This window comes from Nannocystis exedens, assembly GCF_002343915.1.
GTDB lineage: Bacteria > Myxococcota_A > Polyangia > Nannocystales > Nannocystaceae > Nannocystis > Nannocystis exedens.
In genome coordinates, this window is sequence record NZ_NETK01000001.1 from 699495 (window position 1) to 720801 (window position 21307).

Annotated in this window: 13 protein-coding genes; 6 read left to right on the top strand and 7 right to left on the bottom strand. The window is 73.2% G+C overall.

Translation table 11 applies throughout. The features are described from left to right. Nucleotides 1-56: 56 nt before the first annotated feature. The gene (gene bioA, locus NAEX_RS02650; RefSeq protein WP_096325946.1) at nucleotides 57-1391 is read left to right on the top strand and encodes an adenosylmethionine--8-amino-7-oxononanoate transaminase; all 1335 of its coding nucleotides are present in this window, start codon (nucleotides 57-59) and stop codon (nucleotides 1389-1391) included. Between the two features lie 98 nt (nucleotides 1392-1489). Then, nucleotides 1490-2773, top strand: coding sequence for a hypothetical protein (locus NAEX_RS02655; RefSeq protein ID WP_096325947.1), 1284 nt, complete (start codon nucleotides 1490-1492; stop codon nucleotides 2771-2773). A 106-nt stretch (nucleotides 2774-2879) separates the two neighbouring features. Here NAEX_RS02655 and NAEX_RS02660 read toward each other — a convergent pair whose 3' ends face one another. After that, nucleotides 2880-3707, bottom strand: a complete 828-nt coding sequence (locus NAEX_RS02660) for a PA14 domain-containing protein (RefSeq protein ID WP_096325948.1) — start codon at nucleotides 3705-3707, stop codon at nucleotides 2880-2882. 308 nt (nucleotides 3708-4015) lie between these two features. Here NAEX_RS02660 and NAEX_RS02665 point away from each other — a divergent pair, with 308 nt between their 5' ends. Then, a complete protein-coding gene (locus tag NAEX_RS02665) occupies nucleotides 4016-5647 on the top strand; it encodes a site-2 protease family protein (protein ID WP_096325949.1) in 1632 nt (543 codons plus the stop codon). Further along, nucleotides 5647-6387 (top strand): tRNA (adenosine(37)-N6)-threonylcarbamoyltransferase complex dimerization subunit type 1 TsaB, encoded by a 741-nt coding sequence (gene tsaB, locus NAEX_RS02670; RefSeq protein ID WP_170135394.1) that lies wholly within the window; start codon nucleotides 5647-5649, stop codon nucleotides 6385-6387. Before NAEX_RS02665 ends, tsaB begins: the two co-directional genes overlap by 1 nt. 235 nt (nucleotides 6388-6622) lie before the next feature. On the opposite strand, the gene NAEX_RS02675 is transcribed toward tsaB, so the two are convergent. Beyond that, nucleotides 6623-7468, bottom strand: coding sequence for a hypothetical protein (locus NAEX_RS02675; RefSeq protein ID WP_096325951.1), 846 nt, complete (start codon nucleotides 7466-7468; stop codon nucleotides 6623-6625). A 722-nt stretch (nucleotides 7469-8190) separates the two neighbouring features. Further along, on the bottom strand, nucleotides 8191-9432 hold the full coding sequence (locus NAEX_RS02680; protein WP_096325952.1) for a CCA tRNA nucleotidyltransferase: 1242 nt from the start codon (nucleotides 9430-9432) through the stop codon (nucleotides 8191-8193). A gap of 62 nt (nucleotides 9433-9494) precedes the next feature. Between NAEX_RS02680 and NAEX_RS02685 the strand changes: the two genes are divergently transcribed. Next, entirely contained in the window at nucleotides 9495-9884 is a 390-nt protein-coding gene (locus tag NAEX_RS02685) for a hypothetical protein (RefSeq protein ID WP_096325953.1), read from the top strand. Between the two features lie 6 nt (nucleotides 9885-9890). Here the strand turns inward: NAEX_RS02685 and polA are convergent, their stop codons facing one another. Beyond that, the gene (polA, locus tag NAEX_RS02690) at nucleotides 9891-12671 is read right to left on the bottom strand and encodes a DNA polymerase I (protein WP_170135395.1); all 2781 of its coding nucleotides are present in this window, start codon (nucleotides 12669-12671) and stop codon (nucleotides 9891-9893) included. A 206-nt stretch (nucleotides 12672-12877) separates the two neighbouring features. Continuing rightward, nucleotides 12878-15025 carry a bifunctional serine/threonine-protein kinase/formylglycine-generating enzyme family protein gene (locus NAEX_RS02695; RefSeq protein ID WP_096325955.1) on the bottom strand — a complete coding sequence of 716 codons (2148 nt, stop codon included), beginning with the start codon at nucleotides 15023-15025 and terminating at the stop codon, nucleotides 12878-12880. Nucleotides 15026-15190: 165 nt separating this feature from the next. On the opposite strand from NAEX_RS02695, the gene NAEX_RS47215 reads away from it, so the two are divergent. Then, nucleotides 15191-17248 carry a hypothetical protein gene (locus tag NAEX_RS47215; protein WP_100792870.1) on the top strand — a complete coding sequence of 686 codons (2058 nt, stop codon included), beginning with the start codon at nucleotides 15191-15193 and terminating at the stop codon, nucleotides 17246-17248. 73 nt (nucleotides 17249-17321) lie between these two features. Here the strand turns inward: NAEX_RS47215 and NAEX_RS02705 are convergent, their stop codons facing one another. Both NAEX_RS02705 and NAEX_RS02710 read right to left on the bottom strand, forming a co-directional pair. After that, nucleotides 17322-20402, bottom strand: coding sequence for a PD40 domain-containing protein (locus tag NAEX_RS02705; RefSeq protein WP_143140401.1), 3081 nt, complete (start codon nucleotides 20400-20402; stop codon nucleotides 17322-17324). Between the two features lie 12 nt (nucleotides 20403-20414). Further along, the gene (locus tag NAEX_RS02710; RefSeq protein ID WP_170135396.1) at nucleotides 20415-21284 is read right to left on the bottom strand and encodes an alpha/beta fold hydrolase; all 870 of its coding nucleotides are present in this window, start codon (nucleotides 21282-21284) and stop codon (nucleotides 20415-20417) included. Between the last annotated feature and the right edge of the window lie 23 nt (nucleotides 21285-21307).

The following is a 21307-nucleotide window of genomic DNA, read 5'->3' on the forward strand; positions in this document are numbered from 1 at the left end:
CCGGCGCGGCCGCCGGGGCTTGACGGGCGCGCGCGCCTGAGGTCAGCCTCGCGGCGGTGGCGAGGCTCATCGACCGCGATCGCGCGCACGTCTGGCACCCGGCGACGCACTTCGCCGATCTCGACCGCCTGCCGCCGATCGCCGTCGAGCGCGCCCGCGGGTGCTGGCTCCACGAGGCCGGCGGACGGGCGATCCTCGACGCGATCGCGTCGTGGTGGACGTGCGTCCACGGCCACGGCCACCCGGCCATCGTCGCCGCGGTCCGCGAGCAGGTCGAGCGCCTCGATCACGTGATGTTCGCCGGCTTCACCCACGAGCCCGCGGTCGCGCTCGCCGAGGCGCTGCTGGCCGCGGCGCCGCCGGGCTACGAGCGGGTGTTCTACGCCGACTGCGGCTCGGCCGCCGTCGAGGTCGCGCTCAAGCTCAGCTTCCAGGCCCGCCAGCAGCGCGGCGAGCCCGAGCGCCGCCGCTTCGCCACCCTGCGCAACGGCTATCACGGCGAGACCCTGGGCGCGCTGGCCCTCTGCGGCGCCAGCGCGTACCGCGACACGTTCGCGCCCCTGCTGTTCTCGCCGCTCGAGCTGCCGGCCCCGAGCTTCCGCGAGCACGAGCACGCCGACCTGGCGTCCGACCTCGGTCGCGACGCGCCCGAGACGCAGGCCGCGATCGCGGCGCTCGAGGAGCACGCGCACGAGCTGACCGCGGTGGTGGTCGAGCCGCTCGTGCAGTGCGCGGGGCGGATGACGATGACCGGCGCGGGCTTTTATCGCGAGGTGGCGCGCGCGGCCCAGCGCCTCGGGATCCACGTCATCGCCGACGAGATCGCGGTCGGCTTCGGCCGCACCGGCCACATGTTCGCAAGTACATGGTCGAAAGTGCAGCCCGACTTGCTGTGCCTCAGCAAGGGTCTGGCGGGGATCTTGCCGCTCGCGGCGGTGTTGGTGCGCGAGGGCTTCGACGTCGACTTCCGCGGCGCGCCGACCCGCAGCTTCCTCCACAGCCACACGTTCACGGCCAACCCGATCGCCTGCGCGGCCGCGATCGCGGGGCTCGAGCTGTTCCGCTCGACCGACCTGCTGGCCCGCTTGCCGGCCCGCGTCGAGGCGATGGCGGCGCGCCGTCGGGCGGTCGCGGCGGCCTGCCACGCGGTGGTCGCCCACCGCCAGGCCGGGATGATCGCGGCGCTCGAGGTGGTCCCCGCGGCCGGCAGCCCCGGAGCGCGCGACGGCCGGCTCGGGCTGCTGCTGCGCGAGGCCGCGCTGGCCCAAGACGTGCTCCTGCGGCCGCTGCACGACACGATCTACTGGTTCCCGCCGCTGGTGATCGACGACGACGAGCTCGATCGCCTGGCCGCGGCGACGATCGCGGCCATCCGCGCCGTGGCCGAGTGAAGCAGCTCCAGCGACCAGCAGCGACACGGTCGAGCCGAGGACAACTCGTCGGCGAGTGTCGGTCGCGGCGAGGCCGGGTCGCGGGTATCATCGCGGCGATGAGGGCTCGCGGACTCGTCGGCGCGGCGCTGCTGCTCGCGTGCAGCCCGGTGACACCGCCCGGGCTGGTGCTCGACGTCGGCCGCACCTGCCGGGACATCGAGCTCGCGGTCGCCGACCCCGACGTGCTGCCGGGCTGGCGGCTCCACGCGGCCGCGATCGCCCGGACCGGTGAGGACGCGACCTGGTACCTGGCGAGCGAGCACCCCGGCGAGCTGGCGCTTCGACGTGTCCCCGAGGACATCCCGGGAGTCGACCTGTCGACCGTCGGCGCGCCGCACGAGTTCACGCTGACGCGCGGCCCGATCGAGGGCCAGATCTGGCTGACCCTCGACGGCGGCACCGAGGCGCAGCTGTGGCGGATCGACGAGGACGTCGCCGAGGTCTCGGCCGGACCGACGCTCGCCGACTTCCCCGGCGACGCGACGACGGAGTGGTTCTATCGCCTGGTGTTCCTCGGCCACAGCCCGCACCTGCTCGCGCTGCCGCGGCTCACGCCCGTGGGCGAGGTGCCGCTCCACATGGCGGCGGTGACTCCGGAGCTCGGGCTCGGCGAACGCTGGGCGATGACGGCGGCGGTGACCTGCCCGCCGTTGAGCGAGCTGAACTGCCCGCTTTTCTGGGACGACCTGCGCGAGCTCAGCGTCCTCGACATCGCCGAGCCGGGCAGCGTCGCCGGGGCCGCGCTGCTGATCTCGATCGCCCGGCTCCCCGACGGAGCGCCCGCTCCGGAGATGCCTTCGGAGACGTTCCAGACGCACATCATCAGCCTCGCGCTCCAGCGCGACCCGGCGGCCGAGAAGCCGGTGCTGACCCGCCGCGACCACGTGGCCTGGTCGACCGACGGCCCCGTGCTGCCCTCACCCGCCCAGATCGCGGCCGATCCGCTCGGGATCTACGTGCTCGCGGGGCTCGTCCCCGCCCCCGACGGCACCAGCGCCGACGCGGCCCCCGCGGACTACCTGTTCCGCGCCGACCTGCTCGGAGCGAACACGACCGACGAGGGCGGGGTGATCGCGCTGCTCGACAAGGAGCTGCACTCGCACCTGCTGCAGCTCGGCAGCCGGGTGGCGCTCGGCCAGCTACCGACCAAGCACTGGTACGTGGCGCCGATCGAGGGGGTGACGATCGACGAGGACATCGTCGGCACCCTCGAGGTCGCCGAGAAGGCGTCGCTCCTCCGCGCCGGGCGCGGCCAGGTGGTCGTGCGCGCCGAGTCGGCGCCGAGCCGCCGGGTGCAGATCGGCTGCGCCGACGACGACGCTCAGGACGAAGCGCCCTGAACTCGGCGGGGAAACGAGCCTGTCCCGGCGGACAGGCTCGTTCCGCCATGGACGATCGAACAGGTCTTTGGGGGCATGCCCTTGAAGACCTGCTCGCGGGGACAGCCTACTTGCCGGCCTTGGCGCGGGCGTCGGCGCCCTCGGGCTTGTACAGGCTCTTGAGCGGGATGGCGGCCGGGGTGCCGTCCTTGCCTTCGGCCCAGGACAGGCCGACGACGATCGGCGCGCTGGTGTGGAACGAGCGCAGCTCGAGCTTGTACTCGCCGGGGTCGAGGCTGACGAGCTCGCAGACCTCGGCGGCCGAGGTCTTGACGCCGTCGTTGTCGACAATCAGCGTGTCCTCGATGTAGAGCTGGCTGCCGTCGTCGCTGGTGGCGCACAGCTTGTACTCGCCGGCGTTGACGACGTTGACCGAGCCGGTGAAGCGCAGCGCGATCGGGGCGGCGACGCCCTTCGGCAGGCCGACGACGGGCGCGGTGGCGGAGGCGTCGAGCCCCGAGGCAATGAAGGCCTTCGTCGGCGTCAGGCCGGCGAAGTCGGGCAGCTTCTCGGTGGCCGCGGGGATGGAGAAAGCCTCGCCGAGCAGGCCGTTCGGGCTGACGACGCGGCCCGGCTTGGGCTTGGCCGGCGCGGGGGTCTCGGGCTCCTCGGCCTTCGGCGGCTTGCTCGCCGCGATCCGCTTGACGACCTTGGGACCGACCGAAGCGCCGCGCGTGGTGGTGGAGTCGCGGCCCTTGATCGCCGGCTCGCTGCCGCCGTCGCCGTCGCCGTCGGCCGGCGTGCTGCTGCCACCGCTGCCGCCGCTGGGCGTCCCGACGTCGTAGTCCACCTTGCCGGCGTCGGGAGAGTTCGATTGCGGCGCGTTCGCCGAAGAAGAGGCACAACCAGCGAGCAGCCCGAAGCTCGCGACCAGGATCACGGACGTGCGAAGCATGAAAATCCTCTGGAGGTCAGAACGTGGCGCCTGTGACGACGCCCTCGGCGCAGGGATTCAGGCGGGCTCGGGCCCGCAGGAACGGGGAGTCTGCGCGCTGCGAGTGTACGGTGATGAATTGATTCGCGGTGGCGAAAACGGCCGGGTCCGTGCGACCCCAGCGCCTCCACGCGACCTGTGAGCCGCGTCACTGCCCTCACGCTCGGCCAGGAGCCCCGGGTCGAGTATCCACAGTCAGCCATGTCCAGGCCGGAGGCAGCCGGGCGCGACCGCGCCGGTACCCGCGAGCGACGCCGCGGAGGCGGTCGATGACGCAATTCCTGGCGTTCATCCTCCTGATCGGCCCGCTGATCTTCGTGCATGAGCTCGGCCACCTGCTGGCCGCCAAGCTGGTCGACGTCAAGGTAGTGCGCTTCTCGCTCGGCTTCGGCCCGGCGCTCGCGCGGATCCAGCTCGGCGAGACCGAGTACCGGATCGCTCCGATCCCGCTCGGCGGCTATGTCACGCTGCTCGGCCAGTCGCCCGACGAACCACTGGCGCCGCACGAGGCCCACCGAGCTCTGCGGAACCGGCCGCTGTGGGCCCGCTACCTGGTCCTCGGCGCCGGACCGCTGTTCAACCTGCTGCTGCCGCTGCTGCTCTACTTCACGTTCTACCTCGGGCACACGGTGATCGCGCCGCCGGTGATCGGCACGGTGCTCGACGACTCGGCCGCCGCCACCAGCGAGCTGCGGTCGGGCGACCGGATCGTCGCCATCGACGGCACCGACATCCACTCGTGGGGCGAGATGCAGGACCACGTGCGGGCCGCGCCCGACCGCGAGGTCAAGCTGCAGATCGAGCGCGACGGGGTCCGCTTCGACCGCTTCGTCACGCCGCGCCGCAGCGTCGTCAAGAACGCCGTCGACGAGCCCGAGGCGCGCGGCATGTTGGGCGTGTTCCCATGGGTCTACGCGCCGCAGATCGGCATCGTCGACACCCACTCGCCGGCCCACGAGCAGGGCCTCATGACCGGCGACATCATCACCTCGATCAACGGCGAGCCGATCGAGACCGTCGAGGATCTCGAGCGCGAGCTGACTCGCCAGGGCACCGCGCTGCTGCGCCTGACGTACCTGCGCGCGGTGCCGGTGCGCGGCGAGCTCGGCACGTACTGGTGGTACGCGTCGCACCACGCCCGGCTGCTGCCGCGACACGAGGGCGGCGCGAGCACGGGGCTCTTGCCGGCCAACACGTTCATCCGCACGGTCGCGCCCGGTTCGCCGGCGGCCAAGGCGGGGATCGCCCCGGGCGATCGCGTGCTCGCGGTCGGCGACCGGCCGGTCACGCGCTGGGAGACGGTCGCGGTCATGCTCGACCGCCAGGGCACCAAGCCGATCGACCTCCGGGTGCAGTCGCCGGGCGAGGCGCCGCGCACGGTCCGCGTGGAGCAGGAGATCCGCACTCACCGCGGGATCTACAAGCAAGAGCGCAGCTACCTGTTCTTCGGGGCCGAGCCGTACGCGAAGCGCGAGGTCCCGCCGCCCGAGCCGATCCGCGGCCGCGTGACCTACGCCGTCCGCTCGGCGGTCGACGAGACGCTGTCGATGCTCGGCATGATGTGGACGAGCCTGCGGCAGATGGTGACGCTCGAGCGCGGCGTCGACGAGCTCAGCTCGGTGGTCGGGATCTTCAACGTCGCCGGCACCGCGGCCGAGCAAGGCCCCGGACAATTCCTGCTGCTGATGGCGCTGCTCAGCATCAACCTCGGGTTCGTCAACCTGCTCCCGATCCCGATCCTCGACGGCGGGCACCTGATGTTCTTCACGCTCGAGGCGCTGCGCCGGCGACCGCTGGGCCAGCGCGCGCGCGAGGTCGCCAGCGCGGTCGGCCTGGTGATCATCCTGGTGCTGCTGCTGATCGCCCTGCGCAACGACATCACCCGCTTCTGGATGGACTAGTGACGACCTGGTTGCTCGCGCTCGACACGTCGACGCCGCGGACCGCCCTGGCGGTCGGCCGCTTCGATCGCGCGACCGGCGAGGCGCAGGCGGTGGCCGAGGCGACGCACGACGATCGCGGGCGCCCGGCCTCGGCCGAGCTGACCTCGCGGATCTCGGCGCTGCTGGCCGCGGCCGGCGTGGCGCCGCGCGAGCTCGGGGCGATCGCCTGCGGCCTCGGGCCCGGGATGTTCACCGGCAGCCGCGTCGCGCTCGCCACCGCCAAGGGGCTGGCGCTCGGCCTCGACTGCCCGCTGTTCGGCCTCAGCACGCTGGCGATCGTCGCCGGCGCCGAGCACGTGCGCGGGTCGGTGCTGGCCCTGCTCGACGCCCGCCGCGGCGACGTCTACGCGGCGCCGTTCGTCCTCGGCGACGACGGACCGGAGCGCCTGGCCGACGATCGCTGCTGTCCTTTGGAGCAGGTGCTCGCCGAGCTGCCGGCCGAGTTCGTCGCCGAGGCCCGCGCGGTCGGCCCGGGCGTGACCGCCGTCGGCCCTGCCCTGCCGCCCGAGCTGCGCGCGCGCTCGCTGGAGGTCCCCGGCGCCGACGGCCCCGGGCTGTGGGCCGCGGCGGCCCGCGCCGCGCTGCGCGAGGCGCCCGCCGACGTCGCCACCATCGACGCGGTCTACCTGCGCGCCAGCTACGCCGAGCTCGGGCTCAACACGCCCAAGCGGCCGCCTTACCGCTCGCCGTTCGCGTGAGCCGGGCGGCGGCATGGCCGGCAGGACATGTTTAAAAGGCTATGTCTGCTCGTGCATGCCTTGAAGGCCATGATCACAAGGACATGTTCGCTCGTGCGAGGCCGACTCATCGCCCGGGCCCGCCGCGGAGGAACATCCGCAGCGCGCCATCTGCCGCGCGATGCAGGGGCGCGGCCCGTCTTCGACGCCTCCCCCGCCGGCACACGGCCGAGCCAGAGGTCCCCCCGGACGCGCGCTAGAACGCGACCGACAGACCGCGGCCGCCGAGCGCGAGGGCGGCGGCGCGGCGGCGCTTGTCGCCGATGATGAGCATCGGCATGCCGACGGTGAACGCGGTGGCGCCGGTGACGATGCTGAGCGCGGCCGAGGCGTCGCGCTCGCGCCCGGCCAGGCCGACGCCGAGGCCGACCACGAGCAGGCCGCCGGCCATCAAGGCGACGCCGAGGTTCGTCCACAGCTTGCCGCGCTTGCCCGAGCGCGGCGGGATGGCCGGCACGTAGGGCGCGCCCTGCGGGGCGGCGCGGGCCAGCGCGCCGGGCTCGAGGAGCCGGTCGTGAAGGACATGTCCTTCGGGATAGCTGACGACCACGCTGAGGGCGACGGAGGCCGGCACCGCGGCCGTCGGGTTGGTGCAGACCGCCCCGGCGTCGCGCAGGCGGGCGTCGATGCGGGACCGGGCCCCGCGCAGCAGGGCGACCGCCGCGGGCGTGAGCACGTCGGCCGACTCGAGCAGCCGCGCGTGCCGGACCAGCCGGAGGTCGGCGGCGCACAGCAGATCGGTGCGCGCGGGATCGACGAGCTGGGCCGCGCCGGCCGCGTTGACGCCCTTCTCGAGCGGCTCGTGGGCGCTGCCGAGGAATCGCTGCGGGGTGGCGCTGCCGGTGAGGCGGTCGTGGGCGCGGAAGTAGAAGTCGGCCGCGCCGGCGTGGTCCCCCGCGGCGGCGCGCTGGTCGGCGTAACCGGCGAGGTTGTCGCTCCACAGGACGCTCTCGCTGACCGGACCCTGGGTCGGCTTCGCCGCCGCCGAATCGGCGCCGAGCGCCACCACGAGCCCACAGGCGACCGCCCGGACACCGCGCATGGCCACCAGCGTACCCCCGAGGCCCAGGACGCGCCAGTGTGCTCCGCGCGTCCGCCCTGCGGTGACGACGCCGACGCTCGTCGCCAGGACGCATCTGCCCTTCGCATGCGACGCCGAAGGCCACGCGCGCGCCGGAACCGAGGCGTCCAGGACGCTGCGCGAGGAAGAAGCGCCCCCGCGTCGTGGGCTGCAGCGGTCCGCCGCGATGGCGCGCGCACGCTGACCTCGCGGCCCCCGCCTCCGATACCTGTTGCCGCTGCCTCGCATATGCCTCGCAGGCGCGCCCGTGTGTCCGACCTCGATGCTCCCGCCCCGCAACACCTGCCGCGAGCTGCCTCGCATGCGCGCCCCCATGTCCGACCTCGAGGGCCACGAGCCCGACATGCCGGGCGCTGTATCGGATGCTCATCCCCCGCGCGGCGACGCGGCAAGGACGATCTCACCGCGCCCGCCCGGGCCCCCAAACATGTCCCCGGAGACATATGAACCCAGCGCCTGCCGCCCAGCGAGAGGCATGACGGCGCTTCATGGGATCTGCGGAACAGGAGCTCCCGCCCCGCTCCGCGGACACTGCCCTCCCCCCCCAGGCGCCCCGGCTCTCGGCCTATCCGTTCAAACATGTCCCTTCAGACCTATGAACCAAGCGCCTGCCGGCCCGGCCAGGCATGACGGCGCTTCATACGGCCCGAGGGACAGAATGCCCTGCCCCCGCGGCGCGCTCGCTACCCTGCGCCGCGCAGGTGCGCCAGCAGTCGATCGCGGGTGTTGCGGCGCGGATCTTCGAGCGTCCAGTCGAGCAGGTCGGCCAGCGTCTTGCCCATCTGGGGGCCGGGGGTGGCCAGGCCCTCGCGCACGAGGTCGTCGCCGCGGATGGCCAGCTCGCCGATCGCCAGCGGCGCGCCGCGGATGGCCTCCTCGATCGTGACCGCCTGGGCCCACTCGCCGGCGTGCAGGGCCGCGGCGTCGGCGGCGTACTTGCGGCCCAGCTTGGCGAGGATCCGCCGGATCTGCAGCGGGTCGTGCGTGTGCGCCAGCGGCCCCAGCGCGGGGTTCGTGAGCGCGAGGACCCGCGCGCGCTCGTCCCGGCTCGGGCGCAGGTTGTCGATGACCTTCTCGATCACGGCCTTGTCGGCGCGCAGCGGCCACAACAGTCGGGCCAGGCGGATCACCGGGTCGCGCGGCAGGCGTTCGATGTGCTCGATCGCGGCGAGCTGCTCCTCGCGCTCGAGCGGGGCGAGGACGCGCGGCCAGATGCCGGTCTCGGCCATCGGCAGGAGGCCGAGGATCGGCCGCGCGGCCGCCAGCAGCTTGAACAGCTCGACGTGGACGCGCTCGCGGCTGACCTTGTCGAGGACGTCGAGGGCGCCGCCGATGGCCGCGGCGGTGTCGAGGTCGAGCCTGTACTCGAGGACAGCGCACAGCCGGACCGCGCGCATGGCCCGGAGGCCGTCCTCCTGGAAGCGCTGGGCCGGGTCGCCGACGGCGCGGATGACCCCGCGGCCGAGGTCGCCGAGGCCGTCGAAGCAGTCGGTGAAGATCTCGCGGATGGGGTTCCAGGCGAACGCGTTGATGGTGAAGTCGCGGCGCGCGAGGTCCTCGCGGAGGTCGCGGAGGAACCTGACCTCGGCGGGCCGGCGGCCGTCCTCGTAGCGGCCCTCGCCGCGGAAGGTCGTGACCTCGGCGTGGACCTTGTTGGGGCCACGGCCATGGACGACGGTCACCGTGCCGTGGGCGACGCCGGTCGGGATCGTCTTCTTGAACAGCGTCTGGACCTCCTCGGGCGTGGCGCTGCTGGCGAGGTCCCAGTCGCCGTGGAGCCGGCCGAGGAGCACGTCGCGGACGGCGCCGCCGACCAGCACGGCCTCGTGTCCCGCGTCGTGGAGGATCTGGGCGATCTCGCGGAGCGCGGCCGGGATCGGCGCGGCGCGCAGCAGGGCCGCCGCCTGCGAGGGCGTGGGGATCATGCCTTCGACGTTATCACTCGCGCGGCCGGGTTCGCACGCCGATGCTATGGTTGACCCTGGCCATGGACTTCCCCATCCGCATCACGCCCCTCCTCCGCCCCCTGCTGTTTCCGCTCCGGGCCTCGGGGGAGCGAGCGGCGGTGCATGTCGGCGGCGGGCACGTCGAGGTCGAGTTCGGCGTGCTGTTCCGCGGCAGCTTCGCGCTCGAGCAGATCGAGCACGTGAGCCGCTCGACCTGGCCGTGGTGGAGCGGCCTCGGTCTGCGGCTCGGCGCCCGCGGTCGCGTCGGCCTCATCGGCTCGCTCGAAGGCGTGGTCTGCGTCCACTTCAACCGGCCCCAGCGCGTTCGCGCGCCCTTCCCCTGGCGATGTCGCGAGCTTTACCTCTCGCTCCACGACCCGGACGGCTTCATCGCCACCGTCGAGGCCGCGGCCCACATGGCCGCGGCCTGACGGCGTTCAGCCCTTGCAGGCGGCCCAGCTCGGGCCGTGGCCGGACTCGACCTGCAGCGGCACCTGGAGCTTGTCGCCCGCGGCGCCCTCCATCAGCGGACGCGCCACGGCGATGAGCTCGTCGACGCGACCGGCGTCGCACTCGAAGATGAGCTCGTCGTGGACGGTCAGCAGCATCTGCGCCCACGGCTTGTCGGCCAGCGCGGCGTCGACGGCGATCATCGCCCGCTTCATGATGTCGGCGGCGCTGCCCTGGATCGGCGTGTTGCGGGCGATCCGCTCGCCGTAGCCGCGGGCGGCCCCCTTGCGCGCGAGCTCGGGGATCCGGCGCCTGCGGCCGAAGATGGTCTCGGCGTAGCCGCGCGCGCTGGCGACGTCGATCAGCTCCTCCATGTAGCGCGTCACGCCGGGGATCTTCTCGAAGTACACCTTGATGTAGCTGCCGGCCTTGCCGCGCGGGATGCCGAGCTGGCGCGCGAGGCCGAACGCCGACTGGCCGTAGATGACGCCGAAGTTGACGGCCTTGGCGATCCGGCGCTGCTCGGCGGTGACGTCCTGCTCGGCGACGCCGAACACCTCGGCGGCGGTGCGGCGGTGGACGTCGACGCCGTCGCGGAACGCCGACACCAGGTTCTTGTCGCCCGAGAGGTGGGCCAAGATCCGCAGCTCGATCTGCGAGTAGTCGAGCGCGACCAGCAGCTTGCCCGGCCCGGCGACGAAGGCCTCGCGGATCCGCCGGCCGACCTCGCTGCGGATCGGGATGTTCTGCAGGTTGGGGTCCTTGCTCGACAGGCGGCCGGTCTGCGCCACGGCCTGGCGGAAGTTGGTGTGCAGGCGCCCGGTGACCGGGTTGATCTCGTTCGGGAGCGAGTCGAGGTAGGTGCCCTTGAGCTTGGTGAGGCCGCGGTACTCGAGGATGAGGCCGACCACCGGGTGATAGGCGGCCAGCTCCTCGAGCACCGCGGCGTCGGTCGAGAAGCCGGTCTTGGTCTTGCGCCCGGCCTCGAGCCCGAGGTCCTCGAACAGGAGCTTCTGCAGCTGGTTGGGCGAATCGGGGTTGAGGTCGTAGCCGGCGTGCTCGGCGATCTGGGCCCGCAAGGCGGCGATGTCGGCGCCCATGGCCTCGCCCTGCTCGGCCAGGACGCCGGCGTCGACGCGCACGCCGGTCTCCTCGATGCGCTGCAGGACGCGCGCCAGCGGCATCTCCAGCTCGTCGAACAGCGCGCGCAGGGCGGTCGACTCGTCGAGCTGCGGGCGCAGGTGCGCACCTGTCTTCAAGGCCAGCTCGGCGCGCTCGCAGGCGTAGACGGTGGTGCGGTCGACCGGGGCGCGGGCGAAGGTGACGGCCTTCTTGCCCTTGCCGAGCACGTCCTCCTGGACGCCGGCGGTGTAGGCGAACAGGTCCTTGGCCAGCTCGGTGAGGTTGTGGGAGGCGCGCGCGGGGTCGAGGGTGTACGAGGCGAGCTTCGGGTCCATCACCAGCGGCCCGAGCTCGACGCCGTGGCGGCGCAGCACGATCGCCTGGAACTTGGACCCCTGGGCGACCAGCGGCAGGGCGCCGGTGGTCAGCCGCCGCAGCTGGGCGCCGATGACGTCCTTCGGGACAGGTTTCACAAGCAAGGCGTCGCCCTCGTGCGCGACCGGGACGTAGGCCGGGGCCGGAGCCCCCTCGCCGCCCGGCGCCAGGGCGACGCCGACCAGCGCGGCGCGCATCGAGTCGGCGACGTCGACGACGATCTGCAGCGCGAGGCTGCTGCTCCCCTTCAGCACGGCGTCGACGTAGGCGACAAGCTCGGCCTCGGTGGTGAGCGCCTTGTAGCGCGACTTGTCGAGGGTGAGCGGGGCCCCGGGGCGCAGCTCGAGCGGGCCCTCGGGCGGCTTGACCTCGGCGGCCTTGCTCTTGAGCCCGAGCAGGCTCTTGAACCCGAGCGGGGCGAAGAACGCCTCCATCGTGGCCTGGTCGCTGCCGCGGTCGACGAGTTCGTCGAGCGGGCGCGGCAGCGGGACGTCGCAGCGGAGCTGCACGAGCTGCCGGCTGAGGCGCGCGTTGGCGGCGTGCTCCTGCAGGGCCTCGCGGCGCTTGACCTGCTTGATGGAAGCGGCGCCGCTGAGGAGGCCCTCGAGGTCGCCGAACTCCTCCAGCAGCTGGGCGGCGGTCTTGGGGCCGATGCCGGGCACGCCGGGGACGTTGTCGGAGCTGTCGCCGGTGAGGGCGAGCAGGTCGACGAGCTTGGACGGCGGCACGCCCCACTTCTCGACGACCTCGGCCGGGCCGATCAGCTTCGACTTCATCGAGTCCCACATGAGGATCGGCTTGCGGGCGGCGTCCCCGGCGTCGACGAGCTGCATGAGGTCCTTGTCGGTCGAGAGGATGACGACCGAGCGCCCGGCCTTCTGCGCGTTCAGGGCGTAGCAGGCGATGATGTCGTCGGCCTCGACGCCGGGGACCTCGATCACCGGCAGGCCGAGGGCGGCGGTGGCCTGGCGCACCAGCGGGATCTGCGGCACCAGATCCTCGGGCATCGGCGGGCGGTGCGCCTTGTACGGCGGGTACAGCTCGTTGCGGAAGCTCTTCTCGCTGTGGTCGAACACGGCGATGAAGACCTCGGGCTGGAACTCCTTCCGCATGGCCTGGATCATGCGGACGAACCCGTGCACGGCGTTGATCGGCACGCCGCCCGGCGCGCTCAGGCTCGGCATGGCATGGAAGGCGCGGAAGATGAAGTTGTTGCCGTCGATGAGGAAGACGCTGCCAGGGCCGCCTTGAGGACGCGCGTTAGTGCTCACGCTGCGGGTTCTACCACAAGCGAGCGTCCGGTCGACCCGGTCCCGGCGCCCGCGGCGGCCGGCGAGGCCCGGGGCGACCTGCGCCTGCGCACGCGGGCCGGCCGACATGTCCTCAGGGACATGTCAGGCGAGCGGACTCGGCCGTGAGACATGGCCCCGAGGACAGGCGTTCCGGACCTGTCCCGCGGGACATGTGATTGGTGCCGTCAGCGCGGGTCGGCGGCGCAGCGGAAGCCGATGCCGTGGGTGTGCGCGTCGGCGTCGTTGGGGAAGCGCAGCGCCGGGTCGGTGTGCTCGGGCTCGGAGCTGTTGAAGGCGCCGCCGCGGATCACCCGGTTGTTGCCGGGCATCGGCGGGGCCGGCTCGCCCTCGGTCGTCGGGTAGCGCTCGAAGCGGTCGGCGGTCCACTCGAACACGTTGCCGACGAGGTCGAACAGGCCGTTCTCGGTCTTGCCGCCGGGGAAGCTGCCGACCGGCGCGGTGCCGACGAACTTGTCGTCGGCGGGGTACATCGGCTCGACCGGCGGCAGGCCCTTCTGCTTGCGCCACGCCACGCACTCGGTGCCGCAGGCGTTGAGGTGCTCGGGGCTCGGGGCGCCGTCGCCCCACGGATACACGCGGCCGTCGGAGCCCCGGGCGGCGAACTCGAACTCGGCCTCGCTCGGCAGGCGCTTGCCGTGGACGCGGCAGTACTCGTCGGCCTGGGCCCAGGTGATGCAGTTGATCGGGTGCTCCTTGCGCTCGGGGTTGCCGGCGTTGCACAGCGTCGAGTAGGCGGTCTTGGCCTTCTCCCAGTCGGCCCGCTTGCTCGCGCCCTGCGGCCAGAAGCTGTCGCGGTAGGCCCGCTTGCACTCGCCCTGGTCCGAGCACTCCTCGTACTTGGCCGTCGTGACCTCGTAGATGTCGATGCAGAACGGCCGGATCTCGACCTTGTGCAGCGGGCGGGCCAGCGCCAGCACCGGCTTCTCCGACTCGGTGCCCATGAAGAAGTTCTTGCCGGTGACGTAGGCCATGCCCTCGGGGCACGAGGTCGGCGGCGCGGGCGGCTCGACCTTCGTCTCGGGCTTGGGCTCCTCGATCACCTTCTTGGCCTCGACGGGCGGCGGCTGCTCGGGCGGCTTCTCGGCCTCGCCGCCGCCGCGGGTGGCCACGAACACGGCGGCGCCGACGGCCACGAGGGCGCCGACGATCGCCGCGATCCCACCGGCGGCCATCGGCTTGACCGTCGGCGCGGGCGGGGTGACGACGGTGGCCGGGACCGGCGGCGAGGCCGGGGTCGGCGGCGCCGAGATCGTCAGCACCGGCTGCTGCGCCAGCAGCTCGCCGGAGCGGCGGGTCTTGAGGCCGCCGCCTTGCCCCTCGGGCACGACGGTCTGGCCGATCGCGGTCTCGCCGGCCTGGATCGCCGGGTACTCCTTGAGCTCGAGCGCGGCGGCGAGGCCGGTCCAGAACTCGCCCATGTTGGCGTAACGGTCGACGACCTTGACCGCCAGCGCCTTCTGGAACACCGCCTCGACGGCGTCGCTGGTGGTGATGCCGAAGGTCCGCGGGGTCGGGCGCCGCTGGGTGTTCTGGGTCGCGAACGCGAACTGGATGAACTGCTCGCCCTCGAGCGCCGGCAGGCCGCCGCGCATGATCTCGACCAGCACGAGCGCCATTTGATAGACGTCGGTCCACGGCCCGGTGGCGCCGTAGCTGCGGTCGAACTGCTCGGGCGCGCCGTAGGTCGGGGTGAAGCTCGAGATCTGCGTGCCGGTGGCCTGCATCGCCGTGCGGGCCTGGCTCTGCATGACCTTGGCGATGCCGAAGTCGAGGACCTTGATGACGACGCCGGGCGCGAGCGTGTCGCCGAGGACGAAGAAGTTGGCCGGCTTGATGTCGCGGTGGGCGACGCCGCGCGCGTGGGCCAGCGCGAGCGCGCGGGCGCAGCCGTCCATGAGGTTGAAGGTCTCGAGCGCGCTCCGCTCGGGCGAGCGGGCCTTGCCGTCGTCGTGGCCGATCCACGACTCGAGCGGGCGGCCGTCGAGCCACTCGAGCACCATGTACGGCAGCCACACGCCGCCCGGGGTGGTGAGCGTGCCGATGTCCCGCGCCTGGACGATGCCGGTGGTCCGGCTCGACAGCGCGGTCAGCAGCTTGCCCTCGCGGACGAACGCCTCGAGCAGCTCCTCGCGCATCTCGACCGGGGCGTTCGACAGCGCCGTGAAGCACTTGACGGCCACCGGCTCGTCCCAGATCCGGTGATTCGCCCGGTAGACGATGCCGAAGCCGCCCTCCCCGACCACCCGCTCGATGAAGTACTTGTCGGCGACGAGGGTGCCGACGAGCCCGAATCGGTCGCCCGCCTCAGCCATGGCGGCTCTCCTTACGGACAGAGGTGCGGTCTGGATCGAGCGCAGGCATGTGCATGATCAGCGGCGCGATTGTACGCCAGCGTCGCGCGGCGCGCACCGCGGCGGTTGTCGCGGCAGCCAGCCCTTTTTTTGCCCTCCGCCGCCCGGACTCGTAGGGTCCGGCCAATGTCCGCCCGTCCGTCGCTGTTCGTCTGCGCCGCCCTGCTCGCGGCCCTGCTCGCGCCTCCGGCCTCCGCCAGCACCGCCACGACGGCGACGCGCGGATCCACACAACGGCCGGCGACGGCCGCCGCCGGGCGCCAGAAGGCCGATGCAGGCCGGCCGGCGGCGACGACCCCGGCGCCGGCCCGACCGAGCCAGGCGGCGACGAAGCCGGCCGGCCCGGCCGCGGCTGGCCGCCAGGACATGGTGAAAAGGCCAGGCGGCGAGCCGGCGGCGACGCATGTGCGATCGGGCACGACGGCCCCCGCCCGGCCGAATGCGACGACGCAGTCACGGCGGACCGAGGCCGTCGACGGGCGCGGACCGGCGAGCAAGCGCGCCGACGTGATCGACGGCCGCGACGCGGCGGCGCTGCGCGAGCTGTACCGCCGCAAGCCGACGCGGCAGGCCGGGACGGCGACGAGCGCCGCCCGGCCGACCGCCAAGAATCCGAGCCAGGCCGTCGAGACCGCGACGCGCGGCACGGCTCGCCCGTCCGCTGCACCGGCGACGAACCGCCCGGTCGAGGCGACCGCGGCCCGCGGGACCAGCCGCGCCCGGGCCGAGACGCGGCGCGAGGTCCACGGGGCGACGAGCGACGCCGACCGCGAGAAGCTGGACGCGGCTCCATCCGGTCGCCAGACCCCGGCCGTGGTCACGCGCGAGCCGATCCCTGCGCCGGCGGCGCGCGAGCGGGAGGCCGACGAGGCCCCGGCGCCGGCGCAGGTGGCTGACTCTTCCGACATGGTGAAAAAGACCGGTCCGAAGAAACAGCGCCGAAAGGCCAGCCAGGACGAGGACGAGGGGGTGGCGGCGACCGGCCCGCGGCCGACGGCGGCGAGCAGCTGCGCGGCCGGCCTGGGCGCCGCGCCGGCGCAGCAGTTCGACCGCACGCGGGCGACGCTGCGCGAGTTCTCGTGGGCCGACATGGCCTACTTCTTCGAGACCGCCGCCGACGAGGCCGAGCCGGAGCCGCGCCAGGTGGCCCGCGAGGGCACGCTGCCGGCCGACGAGGCGATCCGGCTGTCGGGCCTGCCGCGGCGGCCGCTCGAGGCGGTGGCCCAGGCGCAGGCGGTCGACCTGCTGACCGAGCGCGAGCTGGTGCGCATCGACAAGGCGCTGTCCGGGGCGAGCCCGGCCGCGATCGCCACGCTGTTGCGGGCCGACTCGCCGACGCTGCGGGCCCACGTGTGGACGTGGCTGGCGACCACGCCGGCCGGCGCCTGCAGCCTGGTCAAGCTCGACGGCCGCGAGGTCGAGGCGGCGATCCGCGACCGCAGCGTGGCGGTCGAGCACGGCGAAGATCTGGTGTTCCGCCCGCTCGGCGACTACGCGCTGCAGGCCCGCTCGCGCCTGGCGGCCGCCGATCCGCAGGCCTACGACAACCTGCTGCGCGCGCTCGCGGCCGACCCGGGGATCGACGCGCGGGTGCGGGCGGTGGTCGCCGGCCTGCGGGTGCGGCGGGGCCACGCCGACTCGATCGAGGCCGGGCTGCGCGACGCGGTGGCGGCGATCCGCGGGGCCACGGCGGCGGCGGCGATCGACCGCGATCGCCCGCGCTACGAGGGCCGGATGCTCGACCACGCGGCCGACGATCCGGCCGATCTGGTGACGGAGCTGATCGTCGGCGAGCTGCTGGGCGGGCCCGACGGGACGCCGCAGGGCGAGCTGGCGCAGCGCCGCGACGAGCGGGTGATGGCGGCGGTGGCCCGCTGGAAGGGCCGCGGCGATCCGATGTCGCCCCTGCCCGTCCCCAGCCAGCCGCTGCGCTTCCCGACGCAGAAGAAGATGGAGTCCGCGCCCGCGTTCGCGCCCGCGCCGGTGCTCGCGGCGACGCCCGCCGCGCCCGCGCCCGCGCCCGAGCCGCCCGCGCCCGCGCAGGCCAAGCCCGCCGTCGAGGAGCCGGTCGAGGCGCCGCGCCCGCTGGCGAGCACGCCCGCCCGTCGCGAGCCCGAGCCGCAGGCCGGGCCCCAGCTGCCGAGCGTGCTCGACGACCCGAGCGAGACGTCGCTGCGACCCTGAACGTGGGAACATGCTCGAAAGGCCATGCCCTTCGGGACATGGCCTTTCTCGCATGCCCAGGCGGACATGTCTTTTAGAAACTGCGGGCGATCAGCGCCCGGAAGTAATTGACGTCCCCGCGCTGGGCGAAGCCGTGGGCGTAGGTGAAGAACAGGTCGATGGTGTCGCGGTAGCCGATCCGGAAGCTGAACACGAGCGACATGCCGAGGCTCCAGCGCAGGGCCTCGCGGGTGAGGCGCTCGGTCCAGGCGACGCCGACGTCGGCGAACGGGATCATCGTCAGCCGGCGCAGGTACAGCGGCAGCGAGCTCATGCCGCGCTCGACGTCGACCAGCGGGGTGCGGTACTCGGTGTTGACCACCGCGTAGTAGTCGCCGGGCAGCGAGCGCCAGGCGAACCCGCGCAGGTAGCCGGCCTCACCGAAGGCCTCGCGGCGGAGGAACGACTGGATGACGTCGGGCTGGTCGCGCAGGCCGCCGAGGCGGAACCCGCCGAGCCGGCCGAGGCCGCCGGCCGAGGCGCCCCCGCCGATCCGCAGCGCCAGCACCTGGTGGCCGCGCCAGGGCATCCGGATCCGCTCGGTGTACGCGGCGCCGACCTGGATGTCGCCGTACTGGCCGCCGAGGTGCGGGTCGACCACCGACAGGCGCACGCTCGCGGCCCGGCCGGTCTCGTCGCCGTAGCCGTACCGGACGCTGCGGAGATTGCTGTAGCGCAGCTCGAGGTCGACGCGGCCGAGGTCGCCGGCGGCCGGCGGCGTGCTCGCGGGGGCGTTGGGGTCGAGCCGCTCGCGGTCGCGGTCGAGGTCGCGGAAGCGGGTGAACACGTAGTCGAGGCTGGCGCTGGCGTTGTGGATCGCGTGGCGCACGATCGGCACGTCGATGCCGGCGCGCACCGCGGTCTGGCGCTCGCGGTAGCCCTTCTGTGCGTACGGCTGGAAGCTGCCGTCGGCCGAGATGTTGTCGTAGCTGTAGCGCTGGCTGCTGTCGTGGATCCGGAAGTCGCGGCGGAAGGCGAAGCGGAAGGTCGGGACCAGGCGAGCGAAGGTGTACTCGACCGAGCCGGTCGGCTGCTGGTGGTCGACGAACTGGCGGAACACGCCGGTGAGGCGGTGGTAGCCGACGACGTCGGCGATCTCGAGCTTGGCCCCGAGCTCGAGCCCCTGCCCGGCTCCGCCGAGGTCGAGCGAGGCCGGGGCGATGGCTCGCGGGTACATGGTGCGGATCGGCTTGTAGCGCGTGCTGCGGGCGCTGGCCGGCCGCCCGCGGTCCTCGGGCAGCGGCGGGGTCGGCTCGTCGGCCGCCGGAAGGTCGTCGACGGTCGGCAGCGGCTCGAGGAAGCTGCTCGGGTCGAACTTCATGACCCAGAGGTCATATCCGGTCGAGCTCGCGCCGATGTAGGCGATCCGGGTGCCGTCGTGGCTGACGACGGCGTCGAAGGCGGCGCCGAGGACGTTGGTGACCTGGTGCGTGCGGCCGGTGGCGAGGTCGATCGCGTAGACGTTGATTACGTGGTCGCGGTCGGACGAGAACAGCAGCCAGCGGCCGTCGGGCGAGTACGCGGGGGTGATGTCGAGCCAGCGGTCGGCGGTCAGCCGCGTGTGCGTGCCGGCCTCGCGGTCGTAGACGTAGAGGTCGCGGTAGCCGCCGGCGCGGTGCATCGAGTAGGCGACCTTGCGCCCGTCGGGCGACCAGCGCGGGGTGTAGACCTGCTGCGTGCGCTCGAGCGGGGCGACCTCGGTGACCTCGCGCGTGTGAAGGTCGAGGAAGGCCAGGCGCGACTGGGCGGCGTCGTTGCGGACGAACACGACGGTGCGGCCGTCGGGCGCGACCTGGGCGTCGCGGGCGCGCAGGCCGAAGGTCAGCTGCTCGGTGTCGGCCGGGCCCTGGCGGGCGTTCGGGGCCCCCTGCTCGCCGTGCCACAGGTAGAGGTCGTTCCACGAGTAGCGCAGGTCGTGGAGCGACCATTGCTCGAAGACCATGTCCTTTCCGCCAGGTAGGAAAGACCCGGTGGTCGCGCCCTGGACCTCGACGACGCGCTCGATGTCGGTGCTCTGGCCCTGGCGGCCGACGCCGACGCCCTCGCGGATCCGGCCGCCGCGGCTCGAGATCCGGCGGATCCCGGGGTTCGAGTGGCCGTCGTCGTCGTAGAAGTAGATCATGCGGTCGTCGGCCGACCAGAAGGGCCGACGCGTGAACGCGTTGCTGGCCTCGGAGGCGACGGTGAAGGTGAGGCGGCGGCCCTCGCGGATCCCGCGGCCGCGGATCGCCCGCGCCTGGGCCTGGAAGCGGCGGGTGATGTCGAGCTCGAACTCCTTCCACAGCTGCTCGAAGCTGACGCCGAGGACCCGCGAGACGGCGCGGTGGATCCCGTACGGCAGGGCCTGGCCGCCGTAGGTGTGGCTGAGCTCGCGCAGCTTGTCGTGGCCGTAGCGGGTGCCGATGTAGTCGACGAGGTGGAGGCCGTAGAGGTAGACGGTAGTGACGTTGGGGAAGATCGTGCCGGGCGACGAGACGCGGTCGATCGGCTGGAAGCCGTGCTCGAGCACGTGCATGCGCATCATGGTGTCGAACTGGGCCGAGCGGTGGCGGCCCTGCGACGACAGGCGCGACTCCTCGTAGGTCGCCAGGCCCTCGATGAACCACCGCGGCTGGGCGCCGTTGGGCGGCCACACCTTGCCGAGCACGCCGAAGCCGAGCAGCGCGTTGACGAGGCGCGGGATGCCGTGGATCGTGTCGATGTGGACGATGTGCGTGTACTCGTGGGTGAGCAGCACGTCGAGCCAGTCGTCGTAGCTCTCGAGCACGGACATCGACTCGGGCGCGGTGACGTTGCCGTTGATGTGCGCGTACGGGACGACCGAGGCGCTGCCGTTCGACGAGTCGGTGTCGTCGGTGAGGATCACCTGCGTGCGCAGGTACGGGCTGTGGCCGAGGTCGGGGGCGAGCCGCGAGTGGGCCCGCTCGAGCGTGGCCGCGGCCCGCTCGGCCGCGACCTCGTTGCCCTGGTAGTAGTGAACGACGAAGTGCTCGGTCTCGAGGGTGCGCCACCGCTGATCGCGGGTGCCCGCCTCCGCGACCGTCGCGACCAGCGTGAGCAGCAACAGGCACCCCAACGCGAACCACCGCGCGCGGCCGGGGCGTGACGCAGACACCCTCGAATGGTATCAGGCCGTCGCGCCGAGGTGCTCACGGACCAGCGCCGTCAGCGCCGCGGGCCGCTCCTCGGCGACGGCGTGGCCGCAGCCCTCGACCCACACGAGCTCCGCGCCGCGGATGGCGTCGCGCAGGCGCCCCGCGTGCTCGCGCGGGACGATGGCGTCGCGCTCGCCCCAGATGACGAGCGTGTCACACGAGAGGGCCTTCAGCCGCGGCAACATGGCGGCCATGCGCTCGTCGTTGGCGAGCTGGGTCAACATCGCGTACGCCGCCTCGCGTCCGCCGGTGCGCGCGAGCCGGTCCCAGTAGAGGTCGAGGTCGTCGTCGCCGAGCCGGGTCGGGTCGGCCAGCGCGCGCGCGAGGTAGTGGGCCAGAGCTGCCCTTCGGTACAGGTTCTTGAAGACATACGGGCCGACGCCGGGGACCAGCGCGAGGCGGCCCTCGAGCGGCAGCGGCATGGCGAAGCAGGTGGCGTCGACGAGCAGCAGGCGACGCACGCGCTCGGGCGCGGCGTCGGCGAGGCAGACCGCGATCGCGCCGCCCCAGCTGTGGCCGAGCACGTCGACCTGCGCGATCCCGAGGTCGTCGAGCAGCGCCAGCAAGACCCGCGCGAGCCAGGTCGGGCTGTAGCCCGCGCAGTGCACCGGCGGCGGGCGGTCGCTGTCGCCGGCGCCGGGCAGGTCGGGGATCAGGAGCCGCCGCGTGGGCGCGAGCTCGGGGACCAGCGCGCGGAAGGCATAGCCGTAGACGAGCAGGCCGTGGATCAGCAGGAGCGGCGGACCGGCAGCGAGAGCCGCCGAGGTCGCGCCGGCAGGGCCGAGATCGCGGAGGTAGAGGCGGCCGAAGTCGAGCGACACCAGCCGCGAACGGTCGGGCACGACGGGCTGATAGCCCGGGGCCC

What these genes read in the sequence shown, in the direction of transcription:
- NAEX_RS02680 (WP_096325952.1), bottom strand. Translation starts at nt 9,432, where the DNA reads ATGATCCCCACGCCCTCGCAGGCGGCGGCCCTGCTGCGCGCCGCGCCG.
- NAEX_RS02675 (WP_096325951.1), bottom strand. Translation starts at nt 7,468, where the DNA reads ATGCGCGGTGTCCGGGCGGTCGCCTGTGGGCTCGTGGTGGCGCTCGGC.
- NAEX_RS02685 (WP_096325953.1), top strand. Translation starts at nt 9,495, where the DNA reads ATGGACTTCCCCATCCGCATCACGCCCCTCCTCCGCCCCCTGCTGTTT.
- NAEX_RS47215 (WP_100792870.1), top strand. Translation starts at nt 15,191, where the DNA reads ATGTCCGCCCGTCCGTCGCTGTTCGTCTGCGCCGCCCTGCTCGCGGCC.
- NAEX_RS02660 (WP_096325948.1), bottom strand. Translation starts at nt 3,707, where the DNA reads ATGCTTCGCACGTCCGTGATCCTGGTCGCGAGCTTCGGGCTGCTCGCT.
- NAEX_RS02665 (WP_096325949.1), top strand. Translation starts at nt 4,016, where the DNA reads ATGACGCAATTCCTGGCGTTCATCCTCCTGATCGGCCCGCTGATCTTC.
- NAEX_RS02655 (WP_096325947.1), top strand. Translation starts at nt 1,490, where the DNA reads ATGAGGGCTCGCGGACTCGTCGGCGCGGCGCTGCTGCTCGCGTGCAGC.
- NAEX_RS02695 (WP_096325955.1), bottom strand. Translation starts at nt 15,025, where the DNA reads ATGGCTGAGGCGGGCGACCGATTCGGGCTCGTCGGCACCCTCGTCGCC.